Annotated in this window: 26 protein-coding genes; 14 read left to right on the plus strand and 12 right to left on the minus strand. The window is 31.3% G+C overall.

What is annotated here, in order from left to right:
• Positions 1 to 126 precede the first annotated feature (126 nt).
• The gene (locus tag BC748_RS06330) at positions 127 to 2,316 is read left to right on the plus strand and encodes a TonB-dependent receptor (RefSeq protein ID WP_133532621.1); all 2,190 of its coding nucleotides are present in this window, start codon (positions 127 to 129) and stop codon (positions 2,314 to 2,316) included.
• Between the two features lie 41 nt (positions 2,317 to 2,357).
• Here the strand turns inward: BC748_RS06330 and BC748_RS06335 are convergent, their stop codons facing one another.
• A complete protein-coding gene (locus BC748_RS06335; RefSeq protein ID WP_133532622.1) occupies positions 2,358 to 2,777 on the minus strand; it encodes a Rieske (2Fe-2S) protein in 420 nt (139 codons plus the stop codon).
• 161 nt (positions 2,778 to 2,938) lie between these two features.
• Between BC748_RS06335 and greA the strand changes: the two genes are divergently transcribed.
• Complete coding sequence (greA, locus tag BC748_RS06340) at positions 2,939 to 3,415, plus strand: transcription elongation factor GreA (protein WP_133532623.1); 477 nt, start codon at positions 2,939 to 2,941, stop codon at positions 3,413 to 3,415.
• 2 nt (positions 3,416 to 3,417) lie between these two features.
• Complete coding sequence (locus tag BC748_RS06345) at positions 3,418 to 3,807, plus strand: HIT family protein (RefSeq protein ID WP_133532624.1); 390 nt, start codon at positions 3,418 to 3,420, stop codon at positions 3,805 to 3,807.
• Between the two features lie 9 nt (positions 3,808 to 3,816).
• Here BC748_RS06345 and BC748_RS06350 read toward each other — a convergent pair whose 3' ends face one another.
• Entirely contained in the window at positions 3,817 to 4,980 is a 1,164-nt protein-coding gene (locus BC748_RS06350; RefSeq protein WP_133532625.1) for a sensor histidine kinase, read from the minus strand.
• 184 nt (positions 4,981 to 5,164) lie between these two features.
• Between BC748_RS06350 and BC748_RS06355 the strand changes: the two genes are divergently transcribed.
• From BC748_RS06355 to aat, 6 genes are all read left to right on the plus strand, one after another.
• Positions 5,165 to 5,449, plus strand: coding sequence for a hypothetical protein (locus BC748_RS06355; protein WP_133532626.1), 285 nt, complete (start codon positions 5,165 to 5,167; stop codon positions 5,447 to 5,449).
• Between the two features lie 73 nt (positions 5,450 to 5,522).
• Entirely contained in the window at positions 5,523 to 6,242 is a 720-nt protein-coding gene (locus BC748_RS06360) for a GLPGLI family protein (protein WP_133532627.1), read from the plus strand.
• Between the two features lie 74 nt (positions 6,243 to 6,316).
• On the plus strand, positions 6,317 to 8,968 hold the full coding sequence (locus tag BC748_RS06365) for a peptidase associated/transthyretin-like domain-containing protein (RefSeq protein ID WP_133532628.1): 2,652 nt from the start codon (positions 6,317 to 6,319) through the stop codon (positions 8,966 to 8,968).
• A 266-nt stretch (positions 8,969 to 9,234) separates the two neighbouring features.
• Entirely contained in the window at positions 9,235 to 10,110 is an 876-nt protein-coding gene (locus BC748_RS06370; protein ID WP_133532694.1) for a flavin reductase family protein, read from the plus strand.
• A gap of 2 nt (positions 10,111 to 10,112) precedes the next feature.
• Positions 10,113 to 10,487: a DUF3127 domain-containing protein gene (locus BC748_RS06375; RefSeq protein WP_133532629.1), complete on the plus strand. Its 375-nt coding sequence runs from the start codon at positions 10,113 to 10,115 to the stop codon at positions 10,485 to 10,487.
• Between the two features lie 145 nt (positions 10,488 to 10,632).
• Entirely contained in the window at positions 10,633 to 11,274 is a 642-nt protein-coding gene (gene aat, locus BC748_RS06380; RefSeq protein ID WP_133532630.1) for a leucyl/phenylalanyl-tRNA--protein transferase, read from the plus strand.
• A gap of 221 nt (positions 11,275 to 11,495) precedes the next feature.
• Here aat and BC748_RS06385 read toward each other — a convergent pair whose 3' ends face one another.
• The 6 genes from BC748_RS06385 to BC748_RS06410 all read right to left on the minus strand — a co-directional run bounded on the left by BC748_RS06385 (position 11,496) and on the right by BC748_RS06410 (position 17,089).
• Positions 11,496 to 14,627 (minus strand): T9SS type A sorting domain-containing protein, encoded by a 3,132-nt coding sequence (locus tag BC748_RS06385; protein WP_133532631.1) that lies wholly within the window; start codon positions 14,625 to 14,627, stop codon positions 11,496 to 11,498.
• 19 nt (positions 14,628 to 14,646) lie between these two features.
• Entirely contained in the window at positions 14,647 to 15,156 is a 510-nt protein-coding gene (locus BC748_RS06390) for a Riean_0653 family protein (protein ID WP_133532632.1), read from the minus strand.
• Positions 15,157 to 15,234: 78 nt separating this feature from the next.
• Positions 15,235 to 15,795 (minus strand): DNA-3-methyladenine glycosylase I, encoded by a 561-nt coding sequence (locus BC748_RS06395; RefSeq protein WP_133532633.1) that lies wholly within the window; start codon positions 15,793 to 15,795, stop codon positions 15,235 to 15,237.
• 2 nt (positions 15,796 to 15,797) lie between these two features.
• Complete coding sequence (locus BC748_RS06400; RefSeq protein ID WP_133532634.1) at positions 15,798 to 16,139, minus strand: HepT-like ribonuclease domain-containing protein; 342 nt, start codon at positions 16,137 to 16,139, stop codon at positions 15,798 to 15,800.
• On the minus strand, positions 16,129 to 16,416 hold the full coding sequence (locus BC748_RS06405) for a nucleotidyltransferase family protein (RefSeq protein ID WP_133532635.1): 288 nt from the start codon (positions 16,414 to 16,416) through the stop codon (positions 16,129 to 16,131). The genes BC748_RS06400 and BC748_RS06405 overlap by 11 nt, the downstream gene beginning before the upstream one ends.
• A gap of 13 nt (positions 16,417 to 16,429) precedes the next feature.
• Complete coding sequence (locus BC748_RS06410) at positions 16,430 to 17,089, minus strand: queuosine precursor transporter (RefSeq protein ID WP_133532636.1); 660 nt, start codon at positions 17,087 to 17,089, stop codon at positions 16,430 to 16,432.
• A 93-nt stretch (positions 17,090 to 17,182) separates the two neighbouring features.
• On the opposite strand from BC748_RS06410, the gene BC748_RS14305 reads away from it, so the two are divergent.
• A complete protein-coding gene (locus tag BC748_RS14305; RefSeq protein WP_246014011.1) occupies positions 17,183 to 17,638 on the plus strand; it encodes a hypothetical protein in 456 nt (151 codons plus the stop codon).
• Positions 17,639 to 17,644: 6 nt separating this feature from the next.
• A complete protein-coding gene (locus tag BC748_RS06415; protein WP_246014012.1) occupies positions 17,645 to 19,297 on the plus strand; it encodes a M3 family metallopeptidase in 1,653 nt (550 codons plus the stop codon).
• A gap of 190 nt (positions 19,298 to 19,487) precedes the next feature.
• On the opposite strand, the gene tsf is transcribed toward BC748_RS06415, so the two are convergent.
• The 4 genes from tsf to rplM form a co-directional block, all read right to left on the minus strand.
• Positions 19,488 to 20,450 (minus strand): translation elongation factor Ts, encoded by a 963-nt coding sequence (gene tsf, locus BC748_RS06420; RefSeq protein ID WP_133532637.1) that lies wholly within the window; start codon positions 20,448 to 20,450, stop codon positions 19,488 to 19,490.
• Between the two features lie 117 nt (positions 20,451 to 20,567).
• On the minus strand, positions 20,568 to 21,380 hold the full coding sequence (rpsB, locus tag BC748_RS06425) for a 30S ribosomal protein S2 (RefSeq protein WP_133532638.1): 813 nt from the start codon (positions 21,378 to 21,380) through the stop codon (positions 20,568 to 20,570).
• Positions 21,381 to 21,565: 185 nt separating this feature from the next.
• Positions 21,566 to 21,952, minus strand: coding sequence for a 30S ribosomal protein S9 (gene rpsI / locus BC748_RS06430; RefSeq protein WP_133532639.1), 387 nt, complete (start codon positions 21,950 to 21,952; stop codon positions 21,566 to 21,568).
• Positions 21,952 to 22,407, minus strand: a complete 456-nt coding sequence (gene rplM / locus BC748_RS06435) for a 50S ribosomal protein L13 (RefSeq protein WP_133532640.1) — start codon at positions 22,405 to 22,407, stop codon at positions 21,952 to 21,954. Before rplM ends, rpsI begins: the two co-directional genes overlap by 1 nt.
• A 182-nt stretch (positions 22,408 to 22,589) precedes the next feature.
• Here rplM and BC748_RS06440 point away from each other — a divergent pair, with 182 nt between their 5' ends.
• The 3 genes from BC748_RS06440 to BC748_RS06450 are packed head-to-tail and all read left to right on the plus strand — an operon-like array spanning position 22,590 to position 24,988.
• Positions 22,590 to 23,612 (plus strand): LacI family DNA-binding transcriptional regulator, encoded by a 1,023-nt coding sequence (locus BC748_RS06440; RefSeq protein ID WP_133532641.1) that lies wholly within the window; start codon positions 22,590 to 22,592, stop codon positions 23,610 to 23,612.
• A 47-nt stretch (positions 23,613 to 23,659) separates the two neighbouring features.
• Positions 23,660 to 24,187, plus strand: a complete 528-nt coding sequence (locus BC748_RS06445; protein WP_133532642.1) for an ankyrin repeat domain-containing protein — start codon at positions 23,660 to 23,662, stop codon at positions 24,185 to 24,187.
• Positions 24,188 to 24,193: 6 nt separating this feature from the next.
• Positions 24,194 to 24,988 (plus strand): T9SS type A sorting domain-containing protein, encoded by a 795-nt coding sequence (locus BC748_RS06450; protein WP_162846421.1) that lies wholly within the window; start codon positions 24,194 to 24,196, stop codon positions 24,986 to 24,988.
• Positions 24,989 to 25,013: the final 25 nt, after the last annotated feature.

The raw sequence follows: 25,013 nt of genomic DNA on the forward strand, positions 1-25,013 counted from the left end.
AGGGAAAAGTGACTTAGTATGTCATTCCGAACTCGTTTCGGAATCTATTTGTCACAGGAAACAAACATTTTTTATTTTTTAACTAAGAATAATTACCTCTTTTTATTCGTATAATTTATTTTACGAATGGAAATTTTATTCAAAAACAGTACAAAGTACAAAGTACAAACTAGGGAAAAATTAGCAACAACTATTTGTTTTTCTCTTTTCTCTTTTCTCTCTTTCTCCCAAGAAAAAGTGCAAGACACCACAAAAGTCAATCAGCTTAACGAAGTAACAGTTTCTTCTGTTAGAGCAAAAGGCAAAAATCCAATCACTTTTTCTAATGTTTCTAAGGAAGAAATTGCGCCACGAAATTTAGGTCAAGACATTCCCATTTTACTCAATTATTTGCCATCTGTAGTTTCTACAACCGATGCAGGAAATGGTGTTGGTTATACTTACATGAGAGTTCGTGGTGCCGATGGTTCGCGAATTAACGTTACGCTCAACGGAATTCCATTCAATGACAGCGAAAGTCAAGGAACATTTTTTGTCAATTTGCCCGATTTTGCTTCGTCGTTGGAAAGTGTCCAGCTGCAACGTGGCGTTGGAACATCGACTAATGGTGCAGGAGCTTTTGGCGCAAGTTTAAACATGCAAACCAAGTCGTATCAAGAGAAAGCCTATGCAGAAATTGCAAATTCCGCAGGAAGTTTTGGAACTCGAAAACACACGTTGGCTTTTGGAACCGGTTTGCATAACAATTTTGAAATCAACGCAAGACTTTCCAATATTGCCTCGGATGGATTTATCGACAGAGCTTCATCCAAAATGTTTGGTTATTTCTTCAATGGAAATTATGTCAAAGAAAACACTTTGATTAAGTTTCTTGCTTTTGGTGGAAAAGAAAAAACATATCAAGCTTGGTATGGAATTGAAGATCCAGAAAAGTTGAAAAACGACAGAACGTTTAACGTTGCTGGTATGTATTTTGACGAAAACGGAAACATGAAATTCTATGATGATGAAACCGATAATTATTGGCAAAATCATTTTCAGTTGCATTGGTCTGAAAAATGGTCTGAAAAATGGATTTCAAATGCAGCGTTGCACTATACTAAAGGAAAAGGCTATTTTGAACAATATCGAGAAGATGAAACGTTTTCAGATTACAACTTGCCTAATTTTGAAGGAAATACAATAACTGATTTGGTTAGAAAAAGATGGCTAGACAACGATTTTTTTGGTGCTACTTTTTCATTAAATTATAAAACAAAAAACACCGATATTTTAGTTGGCGGAGCAGCAAATCGCTACTTAGGTGATCATTTTGGAGAAGTTGTTTGGACACAATTTTATGTGCCAAATTCCAATCGTTATTATGATAATTTTGGAAACAAAGACGATGTAAATGTTTATGCAAAAGCATCACAGCAAGTAGGAAAGCTTAATCTTTTTGCGGATGTACAATATCGTATGGTCTTTTATCAAGCAACAAGTTTCCGTTTTGATGATGTAAACGATACGTTTCGATTTTTTAACCCGAAAGCTGGTTTGAATTATCAATTAAACGATAAAAATTCTTTTTATGGTTATTTTGGAATTGCCAATAAAGAACCAAGACGCGATGATTATGAAGCTGGAGCAATCAAACCAGAACGTTTGTTTGATTATGAATTGGGTTGGAAATATTCATCTAAAAAAGTGAAAGTTTCTGCCAATGCATTTTATATGAATTACCAAGATCAATTGGTTTTAACTGGTGCTTTAAACGATGTTGGTTCGCCTGTTTTCACCAATAGCGGAAAAAGTTATCGAATAGGTTTAGAAGTTGAATCAGTAATTGCAATCACAGACAAATTAATTTGGAACCCAAATGTTACTTTTAGTCAAAATAAGAATCGTGATTTCTACTTTCAACAAGATGGTATTTTACAGAATTTAGGCAATACAGATATTGCATTTTCGCCGAATTTAGTAGCAGGAAACCGAATTACATTTTTGCCAATAAATGATTTTCAAGTTTCATTTCTTTCAAAATTTGTGAGCGAACAATACATGGGAAATATCGACTCGGAAAATTCAAAGTTAGACGCTTATTTTGTTAGTGATTTGAACATTTCTTATGAATGGAAAATCAATAAAGGTTTAAAATCGATGGTTTTCTCGGCATTGGTAAATAACCTATTTGATTTAGAATATGAGTCTAATGGTTATTTCTATACCTTTGATGACGATTTTAGTAATCCTGGAAATATTATAACACAAGAAGGCGCTGGATTTTATCCACAAGCAGGAATAAATTTCTTAGCCGGAGTAACGTTGAAATTTTAATTAAAAAATCCCGTCGAGTTTAAAACTGGACGGGATTTTTTTTAATTGTAAACCAATAATGTATTTCCATTAACTTCAACACGGTATTGTTTTAATGGATATTGTTTTCCTTCGCTTTGCCCTGTAAAAAGGCTATATTCAGCTTCATCACATGGACAAACGGCATTTAAACCGTCAATTGTCATTGTTGAACAGGAACTTAATTCTTGATTTGGACATGCCATTTCGAATGCCACAAAATTATTGTTTCCTAAACTAAAAACAACGACTCCTCTAACTCCTTGAGAGAAATTTGTAGCTTTATTTGTTGCGAAATTTAGATTACTATATAACGGCAAACTTAAATCAATCATCCAATTTACTTGAACATTTGGAATGTATGGATTTCGATTGTTAAAACCTTCCGATTCACATCCTATTGCCAAACCAAGGAATAAAATAATAATAGCAATTTTTTTCATCTAAATTTTATTTCTAATTATTTGAGTAAACAAAAATAAATTATTTAACTTTGACAAACACTATTGTGTGAAACAAATTTAAATCAAATCAAAAACAGTATCTTTGCAAAAAGAAATCCCGTTGCGATGGGATTTTTTCTATTTATATAAAGGAAGAAATTATGAGTACAGTATCTTATTACACAGCAGAAGGATTAAAAAAATTAAGAGAAGAATTAGATCAATTAAAAAGCATAGAAAGACCAAAGGCATCACAAGCAATTGCAGAAGCTAGAGACAAAGGCGACTTGTCTGAAAATGCAGAATATGATGCGGCAAAAGAAGCACAAGGAATGTTAGAAATGCGTATCGCAAAATTAGAAGAAGTTCATGCTAATGCTAGATTAATTGACGAAAGTCACTTGGATACTTCTAAGGTTTTGGTTTTGTCTAATGTGAAAATTAAAAATCAAGCCAACGGAATGGAGTTGAAATACACATTGGTTGCTGAAAGCGAAGCCGATTTAAAATCAGGTAAAATTTCAGTTACTTCGCCAATCGGAAAAGGATTATTAGGAAAATCAGTAGGTGAGATTGCCGAGATTACGGTTCCAAACGGAAAATTAAATTTTGAAGTTTTAGAAATTACAAGAGACTAATTATGGCTAGTGTTTTCACCAAAATTATTAACGGAGAAATTCCTTGCTACAAAGTAGCCGAAGATGAAAATTATTTGGCTTTTTTAGATGTAAATCCAAATGCAAAAGGTCATACACTTTGTATTCCGAAGGAAGAAATCAATAAGATTTTTGACATGGAAGAAGAAGACTATCTTGGATTGATGAAATTCTCAAGAAAAGTGGCAAAAGCATTAGAAAAAACAGTAGAATGTAAAAGAATTGGCGTTGCTGTTGTTGGACTTGAAGTGCCACATACGCACGTACATTTAATTCCGTTGCAAGATATGGATGATATGCGTTTTCAGCGAAAAACTTCACTCACAAAAGAAGAATTTGAAGCGTTAGCCCAAGCAATTCAAAACAATTTATAAAAAAACGCCTCATTTTTGAGGCGTTTTTTTTATGTCTTTTTTAAACGAGACTTGTAACGTTGTTCCTTTATCAATTTCGGAATGTAGAACTCTAATTTTTCCCTTGTGATATTCTTCTACAATTCGTTTTGTGAGCGATAAACCCAAACCCCAACCACGTTTTTTTGTTGTAAAACCTGGTTCAAAAACGCGTTTGAATTGTTTTTTTGGAATTCCTTTTCCGCTATCGCTAACGAGAATTTTTACCAAATTATTTTCTTCAAAGATTTCTATAGAAAGTGTTCCGCGACCTTTCATAGCATCAATAGCATTTTTCACTAAGTTTTCAATTGTCCAGCTGTGAAGTGCCGAATTCAAAGAAACTAAAATTGGTTGTTCTGGCGCTTTGAAAGAGAAGATAACTTGTTTAGAAAAACGTGATTTTAAATACTCAAACGATTGTTCCGTTTCTTCAATAATGTTTTTGGGTTCAAGTATTGGCTCTGATCCAATTTTTGAAAATCTATCTGTTATGGTTTGCAGTCTATTGATGTCTTTTTCTATTTCGGAAACTGTAGTTTCATCTACATTGTCGGCTTTCATGATTTCGAGCCAACCGATTAGCGATGATAATGGCGTTCCAATTTGATGTGCCGTTTCTTTTGCCATTCCTGCCCAAAGCTTGTTTTGAGTTGCCATTTTGGTACTACGATAAAAATTATAAACAACAGTTCCAAAAAGAAAAATGATAAGTAATAAGGCAATAGGATAATATTTTAATTTATTGAGCATAGAAGAATCGCCATAATACAAATACTGCGATTTTCCTTTTGAAATCTCCATAACAATAGGACTGTTTTGCAGTTTAAGTTTTTCTAAATAATTTTTGAGTTTTCTTTTGTCTTTTACAATATCGTCATCAATATTTATGGTGCTTGTAATTGAGTCGTTAATAGATAAAATGATTGGAATAGTAGGATTTTCAATAATGGCAAACGGCAATTCTAAATCAGCGTTTAGGTCATCGGTATTGATTTTTTTTTGTGCCAATGCCCAATTTTTCATTTTGACACGTTCTTCACTTTTAAAGATTTGAAAAAAGGAATACGTGTTCCAAAGAATCAAACTTACAATAACGAACGATGTCATTATGATTATCCAGCGAGTTGTGTTTCTTCTTTCGGAAAATTGCATTGAAATTTTTTATAAATATAGCCAAAAGTAATAAAAATGTTGTTTTTTGAAATTCAAAAAACAGTTTTAAGACATTTTTAAAATTAAATCATTAATGTTAAAGTTTTGAAATAATTGTAAATAAATTTGCACAAGTCATTTTTTTTTTTTTGTTTAGCGTGTATAATTTTAAATATTTTATACAATGAAAAAAAATTTAATGATTGCAGCGTTTATGTTTTCAGCAGTTACTTTTGCGAATACTGTTGAAAAAGAAAATTTATCAACAAACTGTCAGGAAACTGAAGAAGTTAGTTGCGCTTATACAAGTCAATATACTTGGTATAGAGCAGAAGTTAAAAAAGTGTTTACTATGGCAGGTGTTAAAGATGAAATTGTTCTAATTCCTCAATCAATTTGTACTAATTGTTATTCACTTGGAGGAAGTGGAAGCTCATCAACTGTGACAACAACTTGTGTTAACTTTTAATTCAATTTTTGCTCGTAAATAGGCAACTTACAATTTATTCTAAGTTGATTATTTACGAGCTAAACTTTAACTTATGAAAAAGTTTTTTTTAATAATATATACTATCTGTGGAACTTTTTGTTTTTCTCAATCTGTTGAGATAAAATACTTTGAGAATGAAATAAATTTAAATTCAGTTGAGTTTAAAGAGTTGCCAAAAAATCTTCAAATAATTTACGAACCAAATTTTTATTCCTACAAGTTAATAACTGATGAAAATCAATCAAGTTATCTTAATGAAAAGATTCAAAAAAAATTTGAAACAGAAGAGGTTTCTGAGACCACATTAATAACAGAAAATGGTGATACAATTAAAAAGTTTATAAAATCAGCACCATTTGACATAAAAACTAAAGAAAAATTTATATTTAAAGATTTCAATAAAAATAAAATTTATGAGGAGTTATTTCTTGATGAAAAATTTAATGTCTACGACGACATTGTAGAATGGAATTGGGAAATTTTAAATGAAACAGAAATTTTTTTAGGCTATAAGTGTAAGAAGGCAAAATCAAATAGTTATGGGAATGAAGTAATAGCATGGTTTACTGAGGATATACCCATTGCAAATGGACCAGCAAGATTTAACGGATTACCTGGTTTAATCTTAAAAATTAAGCTCTCTTTTCTAGAGATAAATGCTTATGAGGTAAAATTTAAAAAAGAAAAAATAAAAGTTGAACAACCTGTTTTGGATAAGAAGACTTTTACCTACGCTGAATTGATGAGGAAAGTTAATTCAAGTAGTAAGTAACAGTTCTTGAGTAGTAAAAAAATTAGTTTTTACTTAGTAATTTTTTTCACTTACTTGCTAAATACTAGAAATAAATGAGATTCAAAATATACCTTTTTCTTCTAATGTTTTATTCTGTTAACTTACACTCACAAGAATTAAAAGGAAAAGTTATAGATGAAATGCAAAGGCCAATTTCTAATGCGAATATTCAGTTATTAAAATTAGAAAATAATGAGTTGATAACATTTTCAAAGTCAAATGAAATTGGTTTTTTCTCATTTAAAATAAAAGAAATTTCTTTTCCTCTAGTACTTAAAATAACACATTTTTTTTATGAAAAACAAGAGTTAGAAATTTTTAGTTTAAAGGACTTAAATGTTGTTCTAAAAGAAAGAGTTAATGAGTTAAAAGAAGTAGTAATTGAAAAAAAACAACAAGATATTGTTGAAAAAAATGATACTCTAACATACAATTTAAATAATCTTTTAGTCGGTTCAGAATTAAAGTTGAAGGATATACTTGAAAAACTACCAGGAATTACAATAGACAACAATAAAAAAATTAAATTTAAAGGAGTAATTATTGATAATCTTTTAATAGATGGAGATGAATTTTTTAAAAACAATCATCAGTTAGCGATTGAAAATTTAACTGCTGAAATGATAGAGAAAATTCAAATGCTTAAAAATTATAAAGATTTGTCAAATATTGATGGTTTTGAAAACAATGGACAAACTGCATTAAATATTGGTATTAAAAAAAAGTTCCGAGATTTATTCAAAGGTAATTTTGATGCTGAAGGCGGAATTAAAGAACGATATAAGCTTCACAGTAATCTTTATAATTTTGGAAAAAAATCCAAATTAAATATTATAACAGATTTTAATAATCTGAATGAAAATATTTTTTCTCCTATTGATTATATAGAAATGCGAAAGATAGCTGGTAAGAATTTATTAGTTGATAAATTCTCAACAGGAATAACCACGTCAAACGAAAATGGCCTTCCACCTTTTATATTTTCTCAGGATAATATAAATACAATTTCTACTAAAAATAACACTGTAAATTTTGCAAAAAAGCCAACTAAAAATAAACGTTTTGAGTTCATTTCTATCTTAAATCAAACTCGATTAACAGAAAATAATAAAAGTCTTCAAACTTTCTTAGATAGAGTTAGTTCAGCTATATTGGATGATTATCAATCTATAGGGAAATCACTATATTCTTCAAACATAATTAAGTTTGAAAATAAAATAAATGATAAAGACTATTTTCAAACAAATGGTTACCTCTTTATGAGTATGGATGAGCAAAATCAGGATTTAAACAATGTTATTGTTGACAATCAAGACCAAACATTATTTAAAAATCAAACAGAATTAAATAGTTTAAAAGTTGGCTTTAATGGCACATACAAATCAAAAATTTCTAAAATTTTTTTAATTGAAGGTGCAGTTTTTAATGATTACAGTTTTAATAAAACCGATAAGAATTTTATTTCTAATAAAAATTTTATCGGTTTTGATTTTGATGAAAAAAATATAAACCAAACTACAAATTATCAATGGATTAGTTTTGGAGTGAAAGCAAAAGCATCTATTAAACTTAAAAAAAGTGATTTAATAGTAAAATTTAATTCGATTATCGATAATGAAACTTTAACAAATAATTCAAATATTAGTTCAGATTATAAATTTAAAGACACATTTAGTATTTTAAGTAATAATCTCAGTGTTTCATTTTCATCAACATTAACTAAAAAAATCAAATCTACAATCGGTGTTGAATATGTCAACAATAATCAATTTAAACCTAATACTTTCAATGAAAAAATAAATTTGATATTACCATCAATTAATTTAAGTTTTAAAATACTTGAAAAATTCAGTTGTTTTATTGGGTATTCTATGAAGCAAAACAATCCAAATATAAATAATTTTATTTCAGGAAATTTACTTGAAAATCAAAGAACTTTTTGGTTGAAAAGTAGTTTAAGAAGTCAAGAAATGTTATCTGATAATTTTAATACAGGTCTATTTTACACAGATATTACAAAAAATATTTTTGCGAACTTTTTTGTAATGTATAACGACAATAGAAATCAAATAATAAACAATTTTATTAACTCAAATATAGTAACCCAACAAGAATATAGATATATCGATTATGGAAATAGTCTTATTTTTAATTCTTTCTTTAGTAAAAAATTAAAAACAATTCCTCTTGCAGTAAACTTTTCCGCTACTAATACATTCTCTAATAGCAAAACTTTAACTAATAATCTTCTAAATGACAATAGCTTTAATCAAAATTCCTTTGACTTTAGTTTAAAATCATATTTTAAGAATAAGATCAACTTTGATATTGGAATAATACATCTTAGTAATTTCAACTCATTTGAAGCACAAAATTCTTTAAACAAAAGTAAATTAATCACTACTAGTCCGTTTATCAAATTGGATGGTACACTTTTTAGTAAAAAAATTAATTGGAAATTAAACACAACATATCATATTTTTAATTCAAGTTTTTCTAATTCGAATCCAATTTTAGATACAAGCTTCAAAATTAATTACATAACAAAAAGTAAACTCAACTTCTACTTAAACTCAAATAATATTTTTAATATTAGGGAAAATAATTTTAAAAATAATTTTATGCAGAATGATTTGATGACACAACAAATAATCATGAATACATTATCTGGTTTTATTAATCTTGGAATTACTTATTCTTATTAGTATAATAGAATATTTAATTTTCTTGCATTAAAATATTCTATTATACAAGACGATTGACTTCTAGCCCTGATAGGAGTGGAAATCCTTTTTATTGTTTTGAAAAAAAACATCTCGACTGCGCTCGATGTGACAAAACAATAAAAAGATTGAAACGAATAGCAGGAAAAAGGACAACAAGAATTCCCGAACGTTTCGCTCCAAATCTCAACTAAATTGTGATGGATAATAAATGAATTAAAATTGTATTTTTGGAAAAACTAAAAACCATGCTTTCTTTTGAACCACATACACTATCTCCGGCGCAACTACAAGGTTATTTGCAAAGTGCTGTAGCGCCAAGACCGATTGCTTTTGCTAGTACGATGGATGGTAATGGGAAACCTAATTTGTCGCCGTTTAGTTTTTTTAATGTGTTTAGTTCCAATCCACCAATTTTGGTTTTTTCGCCTGCACGACGCGTGAGAAATAATACAACTAAACATACGTTGGAGAATTGTCAGGCAACAAAACAAGTGGTGATTAATGTGGTGAATTATGATATTGTTCAACAAATGTCGCTTTCGAGTACGGAATATCCTGATGGTGTGAATGAATTTATAAAATCTGGTTTAACGATGTTGCCTTCGGATATGGTAAAACCGTATCGTGTAGCAGAAAGTCCTGTGCAATTTGAGTGCAAAGTCAACGAAATTATTGCTCTTGGAAATCAAGGTGGCGCAGGAAATTTGATTATTTGTGAAGTCGTAAAAATTCATGTTAACGAAGCGGTTTTGGACGAAAAAGGGACGATTGATCAAAACAAAATTGATTTGGTTTCTCGTTTGGGCGGAAATTGGTATTCGCGTTCCAATCAAGGATTGTTTGAAGTAGAAAAACCTTTGGTTACACTCGGAATTGGTGTGGATGCTATTCCTGATTTTATCAAAAAAAGTACTGTTTTTGATGGAAATGATTTGGGCAAATTAGGAAATGTAGAAGCGTTGCCAACCGAAGAAGAAATTACTATATTTGTAAAACAAAATTTTGCTGTGAAAGGTGTTTTAAGTTCAGATGATGAGCAAAAAATTCAGTTAAAAGCAAAAGAATATTTGAATAATAATGATGTGCTTTCGGCTTGGAAAGTACTTTTAGCTAAATTATAATTATGGAAGTTACCGGAAAAATTAAAGTAGTAAATGCGGAGCAACAAGTGAGTGCTAGCTTTAGAAAAAGAGAATTGGTTGTGGCTACAGAAGAGCAATATCCACAGTTTATCAGTATCAATTTTGTACAAGATAAATGTGATTTGTTGAACAACTATAATGTGGGTGAAGCGGTAAAAGTTTCTATCAATCTTAGAGGAAGAGAATGGGTTAATCCACAAGGAGAAACTAAATATTTTAACGATATTCAAGGTTGGAGAATCGAAAGACTTCAAGCAGAACAACCAGCTGCAGCTATGGCACCAATGCCACCAGCAGAAGCTTTTGCTCCAGCAACTGATTTTAAAGAAGAAGAACACGACGACTTACCTTTCTAGAAAGTTAGAAGTCAGAAGATAGAAGTCAGAAGTTTAAGTAATACTTGAATTTCTGGCTTTTTCATTACAATTGAGTTTTGTCTCGTCTTTTAGGACGAGATGATTTTTGAAGTTGAATTTTGTAGTTGATTTTTGTTATTGAAGAATGTATTTTTTAACCAAAGAACTTTATTTTCCTCCTGTTGACGAAGCTTCCTATGAAGGTATTTTGGCGGTTGGAGGCGATTTATCCGTTGAGCGATTATTGTTGGCGTATAAAAACGGTATTTTTCCTTGGTTTAGTGATGATGAACCGATTCTTTGGTGGTCACCATCAGAACGAATGGTGGTCGTACCTAAATTATATAAAGTATCGAAAAGCACTCGAAATCTTATAAATCAGAATAAATTTAAAGTTACTTTCAATCAAAATTTCGCTGAGGTTATCCGCAATTGCCAACAAATTGAACGTATTGGTCAAGAAGGAACTTGGATTACTGAAGACATTATTGCTTCTTACACTATATTACACGAAATGGGAATTGCCAAATCGGTTGAAGTTTGGCAAAATGACGAATTAGTCGGAGGTTTGTATGGCTTAGATTTAGGACATGTTTTTTGTGGTGAAAGTATGTTTTCCAAAGTTTCTAATGCCAGTAAAATTGCGTTTGTATGGTTGGTTAATTATTTAAAAGAAAACAATTACTTGTTGCTTGATTGTCAAGTTCACAACGATCATTTGGAAAAATTAGGTGCTTTTGAAATTTCGAGAGATACTTTTATGAGAGTTTTGAAATCTACAGTTTGATTGATTTTCTTTGATACATGAGTATCTCAATAAATGTATCATATTTTTTGAAGATAGGTGAAACATAACTATAAAAAACTGACTTTTTGTAATTCCAAAAAAATTTCTATAGAGTATATAAAATATTGCATAACTCCATTCATTGAAAATATCTAAAAAATATTTAAAAAGAACCTGTTTTTATTATCTAAAACACAGGTTCTTTGAAATTTAGAAAAGATTTATTCTACAGCTATTTGATGGCTTTCTACTTCATCATTAATATATATTTTTAAAACATAAATTCCTTTTGGTATATCTGTAACAGAAAAAATAGCTTTATTGTTGATTATTTCAACTCTTGCTTTAGAAAATCCCATTAAATCGAATAACTCACCTGATATTTTGGCGGTTATTTCAGGTTGATTATTACTATCTCTTAAATCTATATTAACAATGTCTTTTGAAGGATTTGGATAAACTATATAAGTTGAAGACTCTGTACTTCTTAATGCTATATTTGAATTACAATTAATTGCATTATAGGTAAACGTTTTCCAATCAGAAATACCACAACTATTGGAAACTCTTACTTTAAATGATAAAGCACCAGGAACTGATGGGTTAATGGTAATCATACCATTGTAATGACTGTAACTAAAATAGCCTGATAGTTTCACAATTTCCCATTGCGAGTTACTATCAAGACCTGCTACGCAGATTGTCCTGCTGTTGTCTTCACTGTAATTTCCTGCACATAATGTTGTTGATTCAATAGGACAAAAAGTACCATCTACAAAATACTCAAGTTCATTAGGATTTGGATTAGCACCAAAAACATAAGGCTTACCCACCCAAATATTTATAATAAATACTGCATTTCCACAACGCCCGTTTCCTGTATTGTTTGGGTCATCTCCCATAGTCACTTGTAATTTTACACGTCCATATCCTGTAGAAAGTGTTGTAATTGTAAAATTTTGTGTGTTAGAACCAATTGAGGAAGCAATTAAATGTGAACCATCAATAATTTGCCAATTGTAGAAGGTTCCGCCTGCTGGCGCTGTAAAAGTAGCTGAATTTGAATTGCAAATTAGATTTGTACCTGATATGTTGTTGACTTTGTCATCGCAAGCATAAGAGCAAGAAAAAATTTGAGGAGTGCCAGATATTTCATTTCTTAACCAAAATCCATTGTTTAATGTAAATTGAATATGAGCTTCACTTGTTATTGAATTTGTAAAAAAGTTATTAAAAGGTACATTTTTTGGAGCAGATGGAGGTGATTGAGGATTATATTTTTTAGTTAAATCACTTGGAACAATTGTTGCATTACCACTGCCTACATCTAAACTACTATATGCGGGTATAAAATTAAAACGTCTTTGAAAGACATAATCTTCAAACTCAGTTGGTAACTCAGCAAAATTCTCAATATCATAAATACCACCATTAGCATTGTCCAATGCCAACATAGTTGAACTTGAGTTTAAGGTTTTTTCATTAATTAATGGTTCGTTTACATTTATAACAAATAGAATTGTTTTTTTTATGTAAATCCTACCTTTGTATATTTGTTTTGACTGAAGTGATGGTAATGCTTTAAGTGTAAATTGTGCTTTTAAATCTGTATTTGTACTCAAAACCGATGTTATTACTTTAATTGGATTTATTGAAATACCATTTGTAATAGCCAAAGCGATATTTGTTAAAAAGAAAGGTAAATCAACTTGTATATTTGCATTTACTATATCTGCATAAGGATTAAAATTGAGTGGATTTCCACATTCTGAACCGTTTGCAATGGCTATGTTTCTAATATTGTCTTGTATAGGATATCCCATATTTTTATATTCATTTAAGAAACTGCTGTTTAATGTGCTGTTATTTATTGATATTCCAGCACCTGTACCTTGTAATTGGTAAATTAACATTTGTTGAGCTGCTGGAGATTGCAATAAGGCAAAACCGTCACTTAACCCATCAACGTTGTCTTCTAAATCTGCAATAGGAACACTAAATAAACTAAAAAATACTGGAAGAGATATTTGTTCACCAACTAGATGCCTAACAAGTGCTTGTGCCGCTAGAGGAACATTTGCACCTTGATGCGGACTGTCATGACTGATGTAAAGTTTAGTTTCATGAGTTTCGCCACTAGTTTCCATATGTCTTAAAGCATAACGACCAACTAAACCACCCATACTCATACCTAAGACAACATTTTTCTCGTTTCCTACTTTAAGTTGGTTAATTTGTCTTATAACTTCTTCAACCATATAAGCATTTCGTTGAATGTAATCGGTGCTATTTACAAAATTGATAAAAACCAAATCATAATCTTCATCTTCTATCGCTTGGTTAAGTGTTAAAAATGGTTGTCCAGTTTGACTTATTTGGATATTTAAACCTCCTGGACCATCATCATTAATTAAATCCAAATAATTAAAACTATTTTCAGGATCAAAACCTTCAATGATAATTAATGGTTTTGTTAACTGTGTATGCCCAGGTGCTAATTCAATAGTTACAAGACCTGTGGCAGCACTACCATTCCAATTGTTTCCTGGAACCGCATGGTTTACCCAAAACATATCGCTACCAAAACCGTTAAAGCGAGCTTGTGCACTTGGGATAGAATTAATGTAATCTACCCAAATTTTAGACTGACTTTCAACGATGGATCCGTTTGTATATTGAAATTTTACTTTTATTATTTTTTCTCCACCAGTTGTATAAGATATATTTTTAACTTCATTTACAGCTATATTTTGATAACCTTGTCCATTGTTAAAATCAACAGTAATTTGACTTATTGTAACTCCAACATTAGAGTAAATTAAATTACTTGGTAGTTTGAAATTGAAATTACTACCTTGTAGGTTTTGTTTTAATGGCGTAATAGCAAATAGTGTTTTACTATCGTAAGGGTTTCTACCTGTAACATCATAAATTTTATCATTTGTAATGATTACATCACCATTAGTATGTGCATTGGTTTTATATTGCTGGTAATTGAAATGTTGTACTGCAATAAGAATATCATTGGAGTTGCTTTGTGCTGTTTTTAAATTGGTATTTACAACGCTAGGTGCAATCATATTCTGGGCAACTGTACCAACACGCATAGAATAAAGAGAATTATACAAATTATTCCATTCTTTTAAAGTGACATAATTATTGGTAGATAAACTACCGTTACAAACTTCTATATTAGCAAAACGTACTCCAAATTCTTTAAGATAACCTGTAGTTACTTTAGATTTATTGATGTTACCAAATATATACTGCATACGATTGGCATAAGCCGTGTTTTGAGCTTGTACATTGTAAAAAGTAGCCAAACACAAAAGAAATAATAAAATTCTTTTCATTTTTTATAGATTTTAAAAGTTAGGGTATATATTGTAAGTCAAAACGACCATTAGTAATATTTATATTTTCGCATTCATTTGTTTCAGTAGAAAAATTAAATGTGCCTGAAATTATAAAGTTAGTTTGGTCAAAATTTGTTATAGTTACCGATCCAGATATAGTGTTAGCAAAGTCATAATAACAACCGTTTCCGTTGTTAATGAATAAAGATTGATTAAATGGTATATTTGTTAAGCTATAACTTGTATTTATAGAAATGCTTTCGCTTATCCTTAAAATTATATTTACATCCATGTCCGAATTATCAATACTTCCACCAATTTGTAAAACACCTCCTTGATATATTGCAGTTTGGTTTGATGTGTTTGATACTACAAAAGGTTCACCATTAATTAAGCACCCAAATGTGTTTGCACCAGTTTGTGTAGCTGGTGGTAGTTGGTCTATAGGGTTTTGTGGTTTGTCATCTTCATTGTTACAACAACTTAAAGTAAAAGTTGTGAGCAAGAGTAGGAATAATTTTTTCATATTTTTTGCTTTTTCAAAATTAGTAATCTATTATTATCTAAAAGTAATTTTTTATGTTACATTGGTTTTAATTATGAACTAACCTCTTTTCCAACAATCCTCAACGTGATCATTCACCATTCCTGTTGCTTGCATGTGCGCGTAAACTACGGTTGAACCTACAAATTTAAAGCCACGTTTTTTTAAATCTTTACTTAATGCATCCGAAATTGCAGAAGTTGCTGGAATATCTCGCAATACTTTGGGTTGATTGTCAATTGGTTTTCCGCCTGTAAAACCCCAGATATATTTTGAAAAACTACCAAATTCTTCCTGAACTTTCATAAAAGCAATGGCGTTATAAACCGTTCCGCGAACTTTCAATTTATTTCTGATTATACCTTCGTCTTGAAGTAATTCTTGAATTTTATCTTCGTCGTATTTTACAATTTTTTTATAATCAAAATTGTCAAATGCTTTTCTGAAGTTTTCTCTTTTCTTTAAAATGGTATACCAACTTAATCCGGCTTGAAATGTTTCCAAAACTAAAAACTCAAAAATTGTTTCGTCATCATAAACTGGATTTCCCCATTCGTTATCGTGATAATCGCGATACAAATCATCTTTTTCACACCAAGCACATCGAACTTTATTTTCCATCTTTAATCAAAATCCTTAATGATGGTTGTAATATCTTTTTTGAAATCAGGAATTGTTTTTAAAATTGTTTCCCAAACAAAATTCAAGTCAACAGAGAAATATTCATGAACAATGAAATTACGCATCGATTTTGCGCCACGCCAATTTATTATAGAATACTGTTGCTTTATTTCTTCATCAATATTAGCAACAGCTTCGCCTATAACGATAAAGTTTTTAAGAATTGCATCCTGAATTATCCAGTTTTTTAGAAATTCTTCTTTAGAAGTCGTTGTAGTTATTTCTTCTAATTTTTCAATAGATTCAAGAATATGTAAAAGAAATATTTTGGAATTATTCTTCATAAATATATTTTACTTCTCTCAAAACTCGTTCTTTAATAAATTTATTCAATCCATTTTCAGAAACTAAATCTACTTTTTTATGAAGCTTTTGTTCCAATTCAAATTGCAAATCAGAAAGCGTAAATAATCCAATTGGGTTTTGTAATGAAAACAAAATATCAATATCACTCGATGCTGTTTCTTCATTTCGAGCAACAGAACCAAACAAACCTATTCGTTTTGGGTGAAAAGGTTTAAGTGTTTCAATGATGATATTTTGTTGACTTTTTGTAAGCATAATGTAAAAGTAACTATTTTTCCAATAAACTATCTTTTGAAATATATTTTTGTATTACATAATGTCCTATATAAATCATTGGCGTCATCAAAACGGCTATAACTAATTTAACCGTATAACCTGTCAATCCAGAGATAACATAGGTTTTAAAATCCATAATCCCAGGCAGATAAAAGGCAATTCCCAACACGATAAAACTGTCAAAAAACTGCGAAATTACCGTCGAACCAGTACTTCGAAGCCAAATCATTCTGTTTCCTGTTCGTTTTTTTACAAAATGAAAAATCGTAACATCGATTAATTGAGATACTAAAAACGCTGCAATACTTCCAACAATAATCAACTGACTTTGCCCAAAAACCGATTTGAATTGCTCACTCGTTACCGAACTAATTCCAGTTGAAGGAATTTGAATGGCAAAATACAACACGAAAAAAGTGTAAGCAATCAATCCAGCTGTGATGAGCGATAATCGTTTCACTCCTTTTTCGCCAAAATATTCATTGATTAAATCGGTTGTAACAAAAACAATTGGCCAAGGCAAAATTCCAATACTCATCGGAACGCCAAAAACATCAATTAGTTTTCCGCCAGTAAGTTCAGCAACAATAGCATTGGTGATGAAAATACCAGCTAGTATAATATAAACGGTGTCTTTTCTAGTCTTAAACATGAAAATAGATTTTCTGATTTCTCAAATTTATGTAATTCAGAGGAATAAATACCAAACGAATTTTCATTACTTTTGAAGAAACGCAAACTAATTATGAAAAAAATAATTTTAACGATTCTTATGAATGCTCCAATCTTAGTTGCCAATGGGCAAGAGTCTAATAACCCTTTATTGAAAAACTGGACTGGACCTTATGGTGGTGTTCCTGCTTTCAATGAATACAAAATAAACGATTTAAAACCTGCTATTGAAGTCGCTATTCAGGAAAAGCTAAACGAAATTAACGCTATCGCTACTAATCCAAAACCTGCAACTTTTGAAAATACAATCGTAGCAATGGAAAAAGCGGGTAAAAAACTAACCCAAACCTATGCTGCTTTCGGGATTTTTAGTTCCAATATGAGTAGTCCTGAATTTGAACCAATAGAAGCCGAAATCACACCAAAATTCTCTGAATTAAACAATAAAATTTATCAAAACGCAAAGCTATTTCAAAGAATTGCTTCCATTTACAACGCTAAAGAAAAAGATAAACTAACCGCAGAATAACAACGTTTGGTTTGGAATTATTATTCCAATTTCGTTCGCGAAGGTGCAAAAGCCGATGCTAATAGCAAAAAAAGAATTGGTGAAATCAATCAGCAATTAGCTGGATTATTTACAAAATTTAGCCAAAATCAATTGGCTGATGAAAGCAATTATTATTTAGAACTCAAAACAGAAGCCGATTTTGATGGACTGCCTATTGAACTAAAAAATGCTGCCATTGCTGATGCTAAAGAGAGAAAGTTAAACGTTCTTGGTTGCATTGCCAACACACGTTCGTCAATTGAACCGTTTTTGACTTTTTCAAATAACAGAAGTTTAAGAGAAAAAGCATTTCAAATCTTTACCAATCGTGGCGATAACGAGAATGCGAACAACAACAACGAAATACTCGTTCAAATCTTAAAACTCCGTGCCGAAAAAGCAAAACTACTTGGTTTCAAAACCTTTGCCGATTGGAGTTTGTCAAATACTATGGCAAAATCACCACAAAGAACACTAGATTTAATGGAATCCGTTTGGAAACCAGCCGTTGATAAAGTAGCCATTGATGTAGCCGAAATGCAAAAAATTGTCGATGCCGAAGGCGGAAATTTCAAAATATCTCCTTGGGATTATCGCTATTATGCCGAAAAAGTTCGTAAAGCAAAATACGATTTAGACCAAAACGACGTAAAACCCTATCTTCAATTAGAAAAATTACGCGAAGGAATGTTTTGGGTAGCAGGCGAAATTTTTAATCTAAACTTCAAGCAAGTATTCAATGTTCCAGTCTATCACCAAGACGTTCGCGTTTGGGAAGTGACTAACAAACAAACTGGTAAAACTGTTGGTGTTTGGTATTTTGATCCTTATGCTCGAAAAGGGAAACGCTCAGGTGCATGGATGAACGCTTTGCGCGAACAAAGTAGAGTAGATGGCGAAGTGCTAACCATCGTAACCAACAACTGCAATTTCATTAAAGGAAATGAAGGCGAACCAATCTTAATTTCTTGGGATGATGCCACGACACTTTTCCATGAATTTGGGCACGCGCTACACGGATTATGTTCAGATGTAACCTATCCTAGTCTTTCAGGAACCAATACACCAAGAGATTATGTAGAATTTCCATCCCAAATTTTAGAACGTTGGTTAGCAACTCCCGAAGTCTTGAATAAGTTTGCTCTACATTACCAAACAAACGAACCAATGCCACTGTCACTAGTAGATCGTTTAGAAAAAGCAGCTACTTTCAACGAAGGATTTTCAACCATCGAGACCATTTCAAGTGCTTTAGTTGATATGAAATTACATTTACTAGAAAATCCAAACATTAATCCAAAACAATTCGAAAAAGAAACCTTAGATAAGTTAAACATGCCATCACAGATTGTAATGCGTCACAGAATTCCTCAGTTTGGTCATATCTTTTCAGATGATGCCTATGCTGCTGGATATTATGGTTATCTATGGGCAGATGTTATTAGTGCAGATGCAACCGAAGCCTTTACCGAAGCCAAAGGTGGTTTGTATGACAAAGAAGTGGCAAAACGTTTATTAGAAAATGTTTTCAGTATCGGAAACACTATCGATCCCGAAATCGCCTATAAAAAATTCCGTGGAAGAGAAGCCAAAACCGATGCGTTGATGCGAGCAAGAAACTTCCCTATTGCAAAGTAAAAAATGGTTTAAAAAATGCCTTATGCTTGTTTTTAGCCCCGATGGAAGCGGCATCCTTTTTCTTTTTAGAAAAAGATATAGCGAACAGCGGGAAGAAATGTTTTAAAAAAGCAGAAGCGTGTTGCTCCTTAAAATAAAAAACCTCGTTTCAATAAAGAAACGAGGTTATTATCTAAAATTTGATATTGTATTATCCTAAAGTAACACGTTTGAAACCTGTGATTTCTACATTAAATCCTTTAACATAATCACCAACTTTTTTACTGTCATCTTTGATGAAGTTTTGGTCTAATAATGCTTTTTCTTGGTCTAAAGTAGTGTTGTCAGAGATGAAACGTTGTATTTTTCCTGGAATAATTTTATCCCAAATTTGCTCTGGTTTACCTTCAGCTTTTAATTCAGCTTTAGCATCTTCTTCTGCTTGCTTGATAACTTCTGGAGTTAATTGAGAGAAAGAAATATATTTAGGAACATTTTTCAAAGTTTTACCTAAACGTTTTGCCTCTTCATTATCTTTTTCGATTACAGCAATACGAGCAGCAAGTTCAGATTCAACAAAAGCAGGATCAAAATCCTTATAAGATAATGTATCAGCTCCCATTGAAGCCACTTGCATAGAGATGTCTTTAGTCAATGTCTCAGCATTGTCAACTCTAGCAGAAACTGCTGTTAAAGCTGCGATTTTATTAACGTGAACATAAGATCCAACAAATGCACCTTCTAAAATTTCAAAACCACCGATTTCGATTTTTTCACCGATAACACCAGTTTGTTCGATTAATTTTTCAGCAACAGTAATTCCGTTGAAATCTGATGCTAAAAAGTCTTCTTTAGAAGAGAAGTTGATTGCTTTTTCAACTAAATTTTTAGCTAAAGTTACAAAAGCTTCGTTTTTACCTACGAAATCTGTTTCACAGTTTAAAGTGATAATTGCTCCTCTAGTGTTGTCTGCATTGATAAAAGAAACAGCTGCACCTTCAGAAGAATCACGGTCAGAACGATTAGCAGCAACTTTTTGTCCTTTTTCTCTAAGGATTTGTATTGCTTTATCGAAATCGCCTTCAGCTTCAACTAAAGCTTTTTTACAGTCCATCATTCCGGCACCTGTAGATTGTCTTAATTTATTTACGTCTGCAGCAGTAATTGTTGCCATTTTGTTTTTTATTTTAAGATTAATAAAATTCTTTTAAAAAAAATTACGAATTGCAAACTTAAAATTACGAGTATAATAATTCGTAATTCTTAATTCATAATTCGTAATTATTGGTTTTTATTCTTCAGATTTTGTTTCTGTAGCTTCCACTTCAGGAGCAGCTTCAACAGCTGGTGCTTCAACAGCAGCAGTAACTTCTTCTACCGCTTCTACTTCTGGAGCATCAACTTCTTTGTCAGAAGTTCTGTTAGCTAATCCGTCTTTCACAGCGTCAGTAACTAATGATAAAATTTTATCAATTGATTTAGAAGCATCATCATTGGCTGGAATAACGTAATCTACTTCACGTGGATCAGAGTTAGTATCAACCATTGCGAAAACTGGAATGTTTAATTTTTGTGCTTCTTTAACTGCGATGTGTTCCGCTTTGATATCTACTACAAATAATGCAGCAGGTAATCTTGACATATCAGCGATAGAACCTAAGTTCTTCTCTAATTTTGCACGAAGACGATCAACTTGTAATCTTTCTTTTTTAGAAAGCGTGTTGAAAGTTCCATCTTTCTTCATTTTATCAATAGAAGCCATTTTTTTAACCGCTTTTCTAATAGTAACGAAGTTAGTTAACATACCACCTGGCCATCTTTCAGTGATGTAAGGCATGTTACATGCTGCAGCTTTTTCAGCTACAATGTCTTTAGCTTGTTTTTTGGTAGCTACGAAAAGTACTTTTCTACCTGATGCTGCAATTTTTTTCAAAGCTTCATTAGCTTCTTCAATTTTTGCAGCTGTTTTATATAGATTAATGATATGAATACCATTTCTTTCCATATAAATGTATGGAGCCATGTTTGGATCCCATTTACGAGTCATGTGTCCAAAGTGAACACCTGCTTCTAATAAATCTTTAACTTCAATTTTGTTTGCCATTGTGTAATAGTTTACGTTCCGTTGATTAGCAATGCGTCACCTTTTTCGCTTAATAAATTAAGACTTTGTACTGCATTTCGATGCTAAACTAATTCCCTTTTAAAAGGAATATCGACAACTTTGTTTTAAATTCTATTTTAATTGTAAAAAAGGTTTGAAAAAAATATTCTGATATAAATCGAATATTAACGTTTCGAGAATTGGAATCTCTTTCTCGCTTTTTTCTGACCGAATTTTTTACGTTCTACCATTCTTGGATCTCTTGTTAATAATCCTTCTGGTTTTAAGATAGCTCTGTTTTCAGCTTCCACTTCACACATTGCTCTTGCAATAGCCATTCTCACAGCTTCTGCTTGACCTGTTGAACCACCACCATAAACATTTACTTTTACATCAAAGTTTGTAGCATTGTCTGTCATAGACATTGGCTGCATCACTTTGTACTGTAAAGTAGCTGTTGGAAAGTAAGTTGCAAATTCTCTTTTGTTTACAGTGATTTTCCCTGTACCTTCAGTAACATAAACACGTGCAACAGCACATTTTCTTCTACCGATTTTGTGAATAACTCCCATTACTTTAAGTCGTTTAGGTTAACTGTTTTAGGCTTTTGTGCACCATATTTGTGCTCAGTACCTACAACAACATTTAAATTTCTGAAAAGTTCTGCTCCTAATTTGTTTTTAGGCAACATACCTTTCACTGCCTTTTCAACAAGTGCAGCAGGGTTTTTTGATTGCAAAACCTTTGCAGTCAAACTTCTTTGTCCTCCTGGATAACCTGTGTGACGAATGTAAGTCTTGTCGTCAAGTTTGTTACCCGTAAGGTTGATTTTGTCTGCGTTGATAACAATTACGTTATCTCCACAGTCGACGTGAGGTGTGTAACTTGGTTTGTATTTACCTCTAAGAATCATAGCGACCTTTGAAGCAAAACGACCTAAGTTATGACCATCAGCATCTACAATGATCCACTCTTTTGTAACAGTGGCTTTGCTTGCAGATTGTGTCTTGTAGCTTAATGCGTCCATAATAATATTTTAATTAAACATTCCATTCCTAATTAAAGGAGTGCAAAAGTACAAATAAATATCATATATGCAAACAGTCATAAAAAAATTCTTTTAATTGCTTTTCAACGATTTAGCGAATAAGAATAAATATAACTTTTCTATAAAATATTTTGCTATTTTTACACATTAACATTGATCAAATGAAATCGAAAGCCACATTAAAACAAATAGCAAAAGAATTAGGAGTTTCAGTTTCTACTGTTTCTAAAGCTTTAAATGGAAGTCCTGAAATCAGTGAACCAACGAAACAGCGCGTTCAGGAATATGCAAAACTGAAAAATTATAAGCCAAACGTAATTGGTTTAAACCTAAAAAATAGAAGAACTAGAACTATAGGAGTAATAATTCCTAATATTTTGAATTCATTTTTTGCCAAAGTTTTTAGTGGTATTGAAAAAGTTTGCGATGAAAAAGGATATAAAGTCATCACTTGTATTTCAAATGAATCATTGGAAAAAGAAATTAACGCGCTCGAAATGTTGAGTAACGGAACGATAGATGGTTTTATTCTTTCCATTTCTGAAGAATCTCAAAAACTTCAAAGCTTCAATCATTTTAAAGAAATTATAAATGACGGAACACCAATCGTAATGTTTGATAGAATTGCTGATGAAGTTAATTGCGACAAAGTTATTGTGGATGATTATGAGTCGGCAATCAACGCCATGGAACATTTAATAAAAACTGGTTGTAAAAAAATAGCGTTATTATCAGCAATTGATAATTTGAGTGTTGGAAAACTCCGAGCCAAAGGTTTTTTCAAAGCACTTGAAGCAAACGGATTACAAGTAGATGAAAATTTAGTCATATTAACTAATAATAATGAAGAATTCAATTCCAAAATTGGAGGTTTCTTTATTAAAAATAAACCTGATGGTGTTTTCGCAGTCGATGAACATGCTTCCGTTACAGCATTAAAATTAGGGATTCAAAACGGATATAAAATTCCACAAGATTTATCAATTATCGGTTTTGCCGATGGTGTTTGGTCGCGAAGAATGACACCAAGTCTTTCAACCGTTAGTCAGCATGGTCCAGAAATCGGCGAAGTTGCTGCTCAATTATTGATTGATAAACTCGAAAGTAATGATGAAAATTTGACTTTTTCTACTACAACAATCAAAACAGAATTACGACAAAGAGACTCAACCAAAAAGATTTAGAAAATTGGCGCAACCTTTTCAAAATTTTAACATCTGTTAAATTAATTATGTATTCAAAATCTTTTTTATCGCTTTTAATACTTTTTCTCTTTTCTTCTTATGCAGTTGCTCAAGAAAAGCTAGATGCGTTTGAAATTGCTAGAAAAGGAACAGTTGATAATGCAAAAGAATTGCTTAAAAACAATCCAAAAGCTTTTAATGTTGTTAATGATGAAGGTTTTTCGCCTTTGATTTTAGCTTGCTACAGAGGAAACAATAATGTAGCTAAGTTTTTAATTGAGAACAATTACGAAATTAATAGCAAAAGTAAAATGGGAACTCCTTTAATGGCAGCAATAGTTAAAGGGAATAATGAAATTGCAAAACTATTAATAGAAAATAAAGTAGATGTTAATGCTGAAGATGAAAATGGAACTACAGCCTTAATTTATTCAGTACAGTTTGGCAATAAGCAAATTTTAAAACTGCTACTTGAAAATAATGTAGACAAAACGCACAAAGACAACAAAGGAAAAACAGCTTTTGAATATGCAGTTTTTTCAAAAAATGACGAAATTATCAATCTTTTAAAATAAATGTTTATGAAAAAAACTTTACTTCTAATTACACTTATCAGCATCAGTACTTTTGCCCAGCAAAAAACAACAGGTTTAGTTAACCTGCTCAGTAACACAACTGCAACATTATTGTTAGATAATTCTGCTCAAACTGCTACACTTACCTTAACTGGACCAAACGACAGGTGGTTTGCGTTACAATTTGGCTCATTCCCAGATGATAGCGATGGAATGGGTGGTGGAATGGGTGATGGATTAGATTTAGTTTATTGGAATAATGTAACCTTGGTTGATGCCTCACACAATGGAATAGGAATTGCACCAACTCCTGATGCTACAAACAATTGGACTTTTATTTCAAACACTGATAATTCTCCTTCAACTGGATTGAGAACAATAGTTTTTTCAAGACCTTTTAATACAGGTGATGCGAATGACTATCAATTTAATTTTAACGATAGTTCAATTGATTTTGCATTTGCTAGAAGAAGTTCTGCTGGATATACTTTAAATAGTCATGGATTTTCTAATAGAGGATATGCTGTTGATGTATCATTGACAACTCTGGGTGTTGAAGATTTTTCTTTAAATGCAACTCAAATTTATCCAAATCCTTCAAATGGTGAGTTTTTAATTAAAGCAAAAACAACTTTGAGAGAAGTTAATGTTTATTCACAAACTGGTACTTTTGTTAAAACAATTAAAGTGGAAGAATCAGACACAACTGAAATTAATATTAAAGGAATGCAAACAGGCGTTTATCTTTTAGAATTAGTAAACGATACTGAAAAATCTTGGAAGAAAGTTATTGTAAAATAGTCTACAACTTATATCAAAAAAAGCC

The organism is Flavobacterium dankookense (assembly GCF_004362665.1).
Lineage (GTDB): Bacteria > Bacteroidota > Bacteroidia > Flavobacteriales > Flavobacteriaceae > Flavobacterium > Flavobacterium dankookense.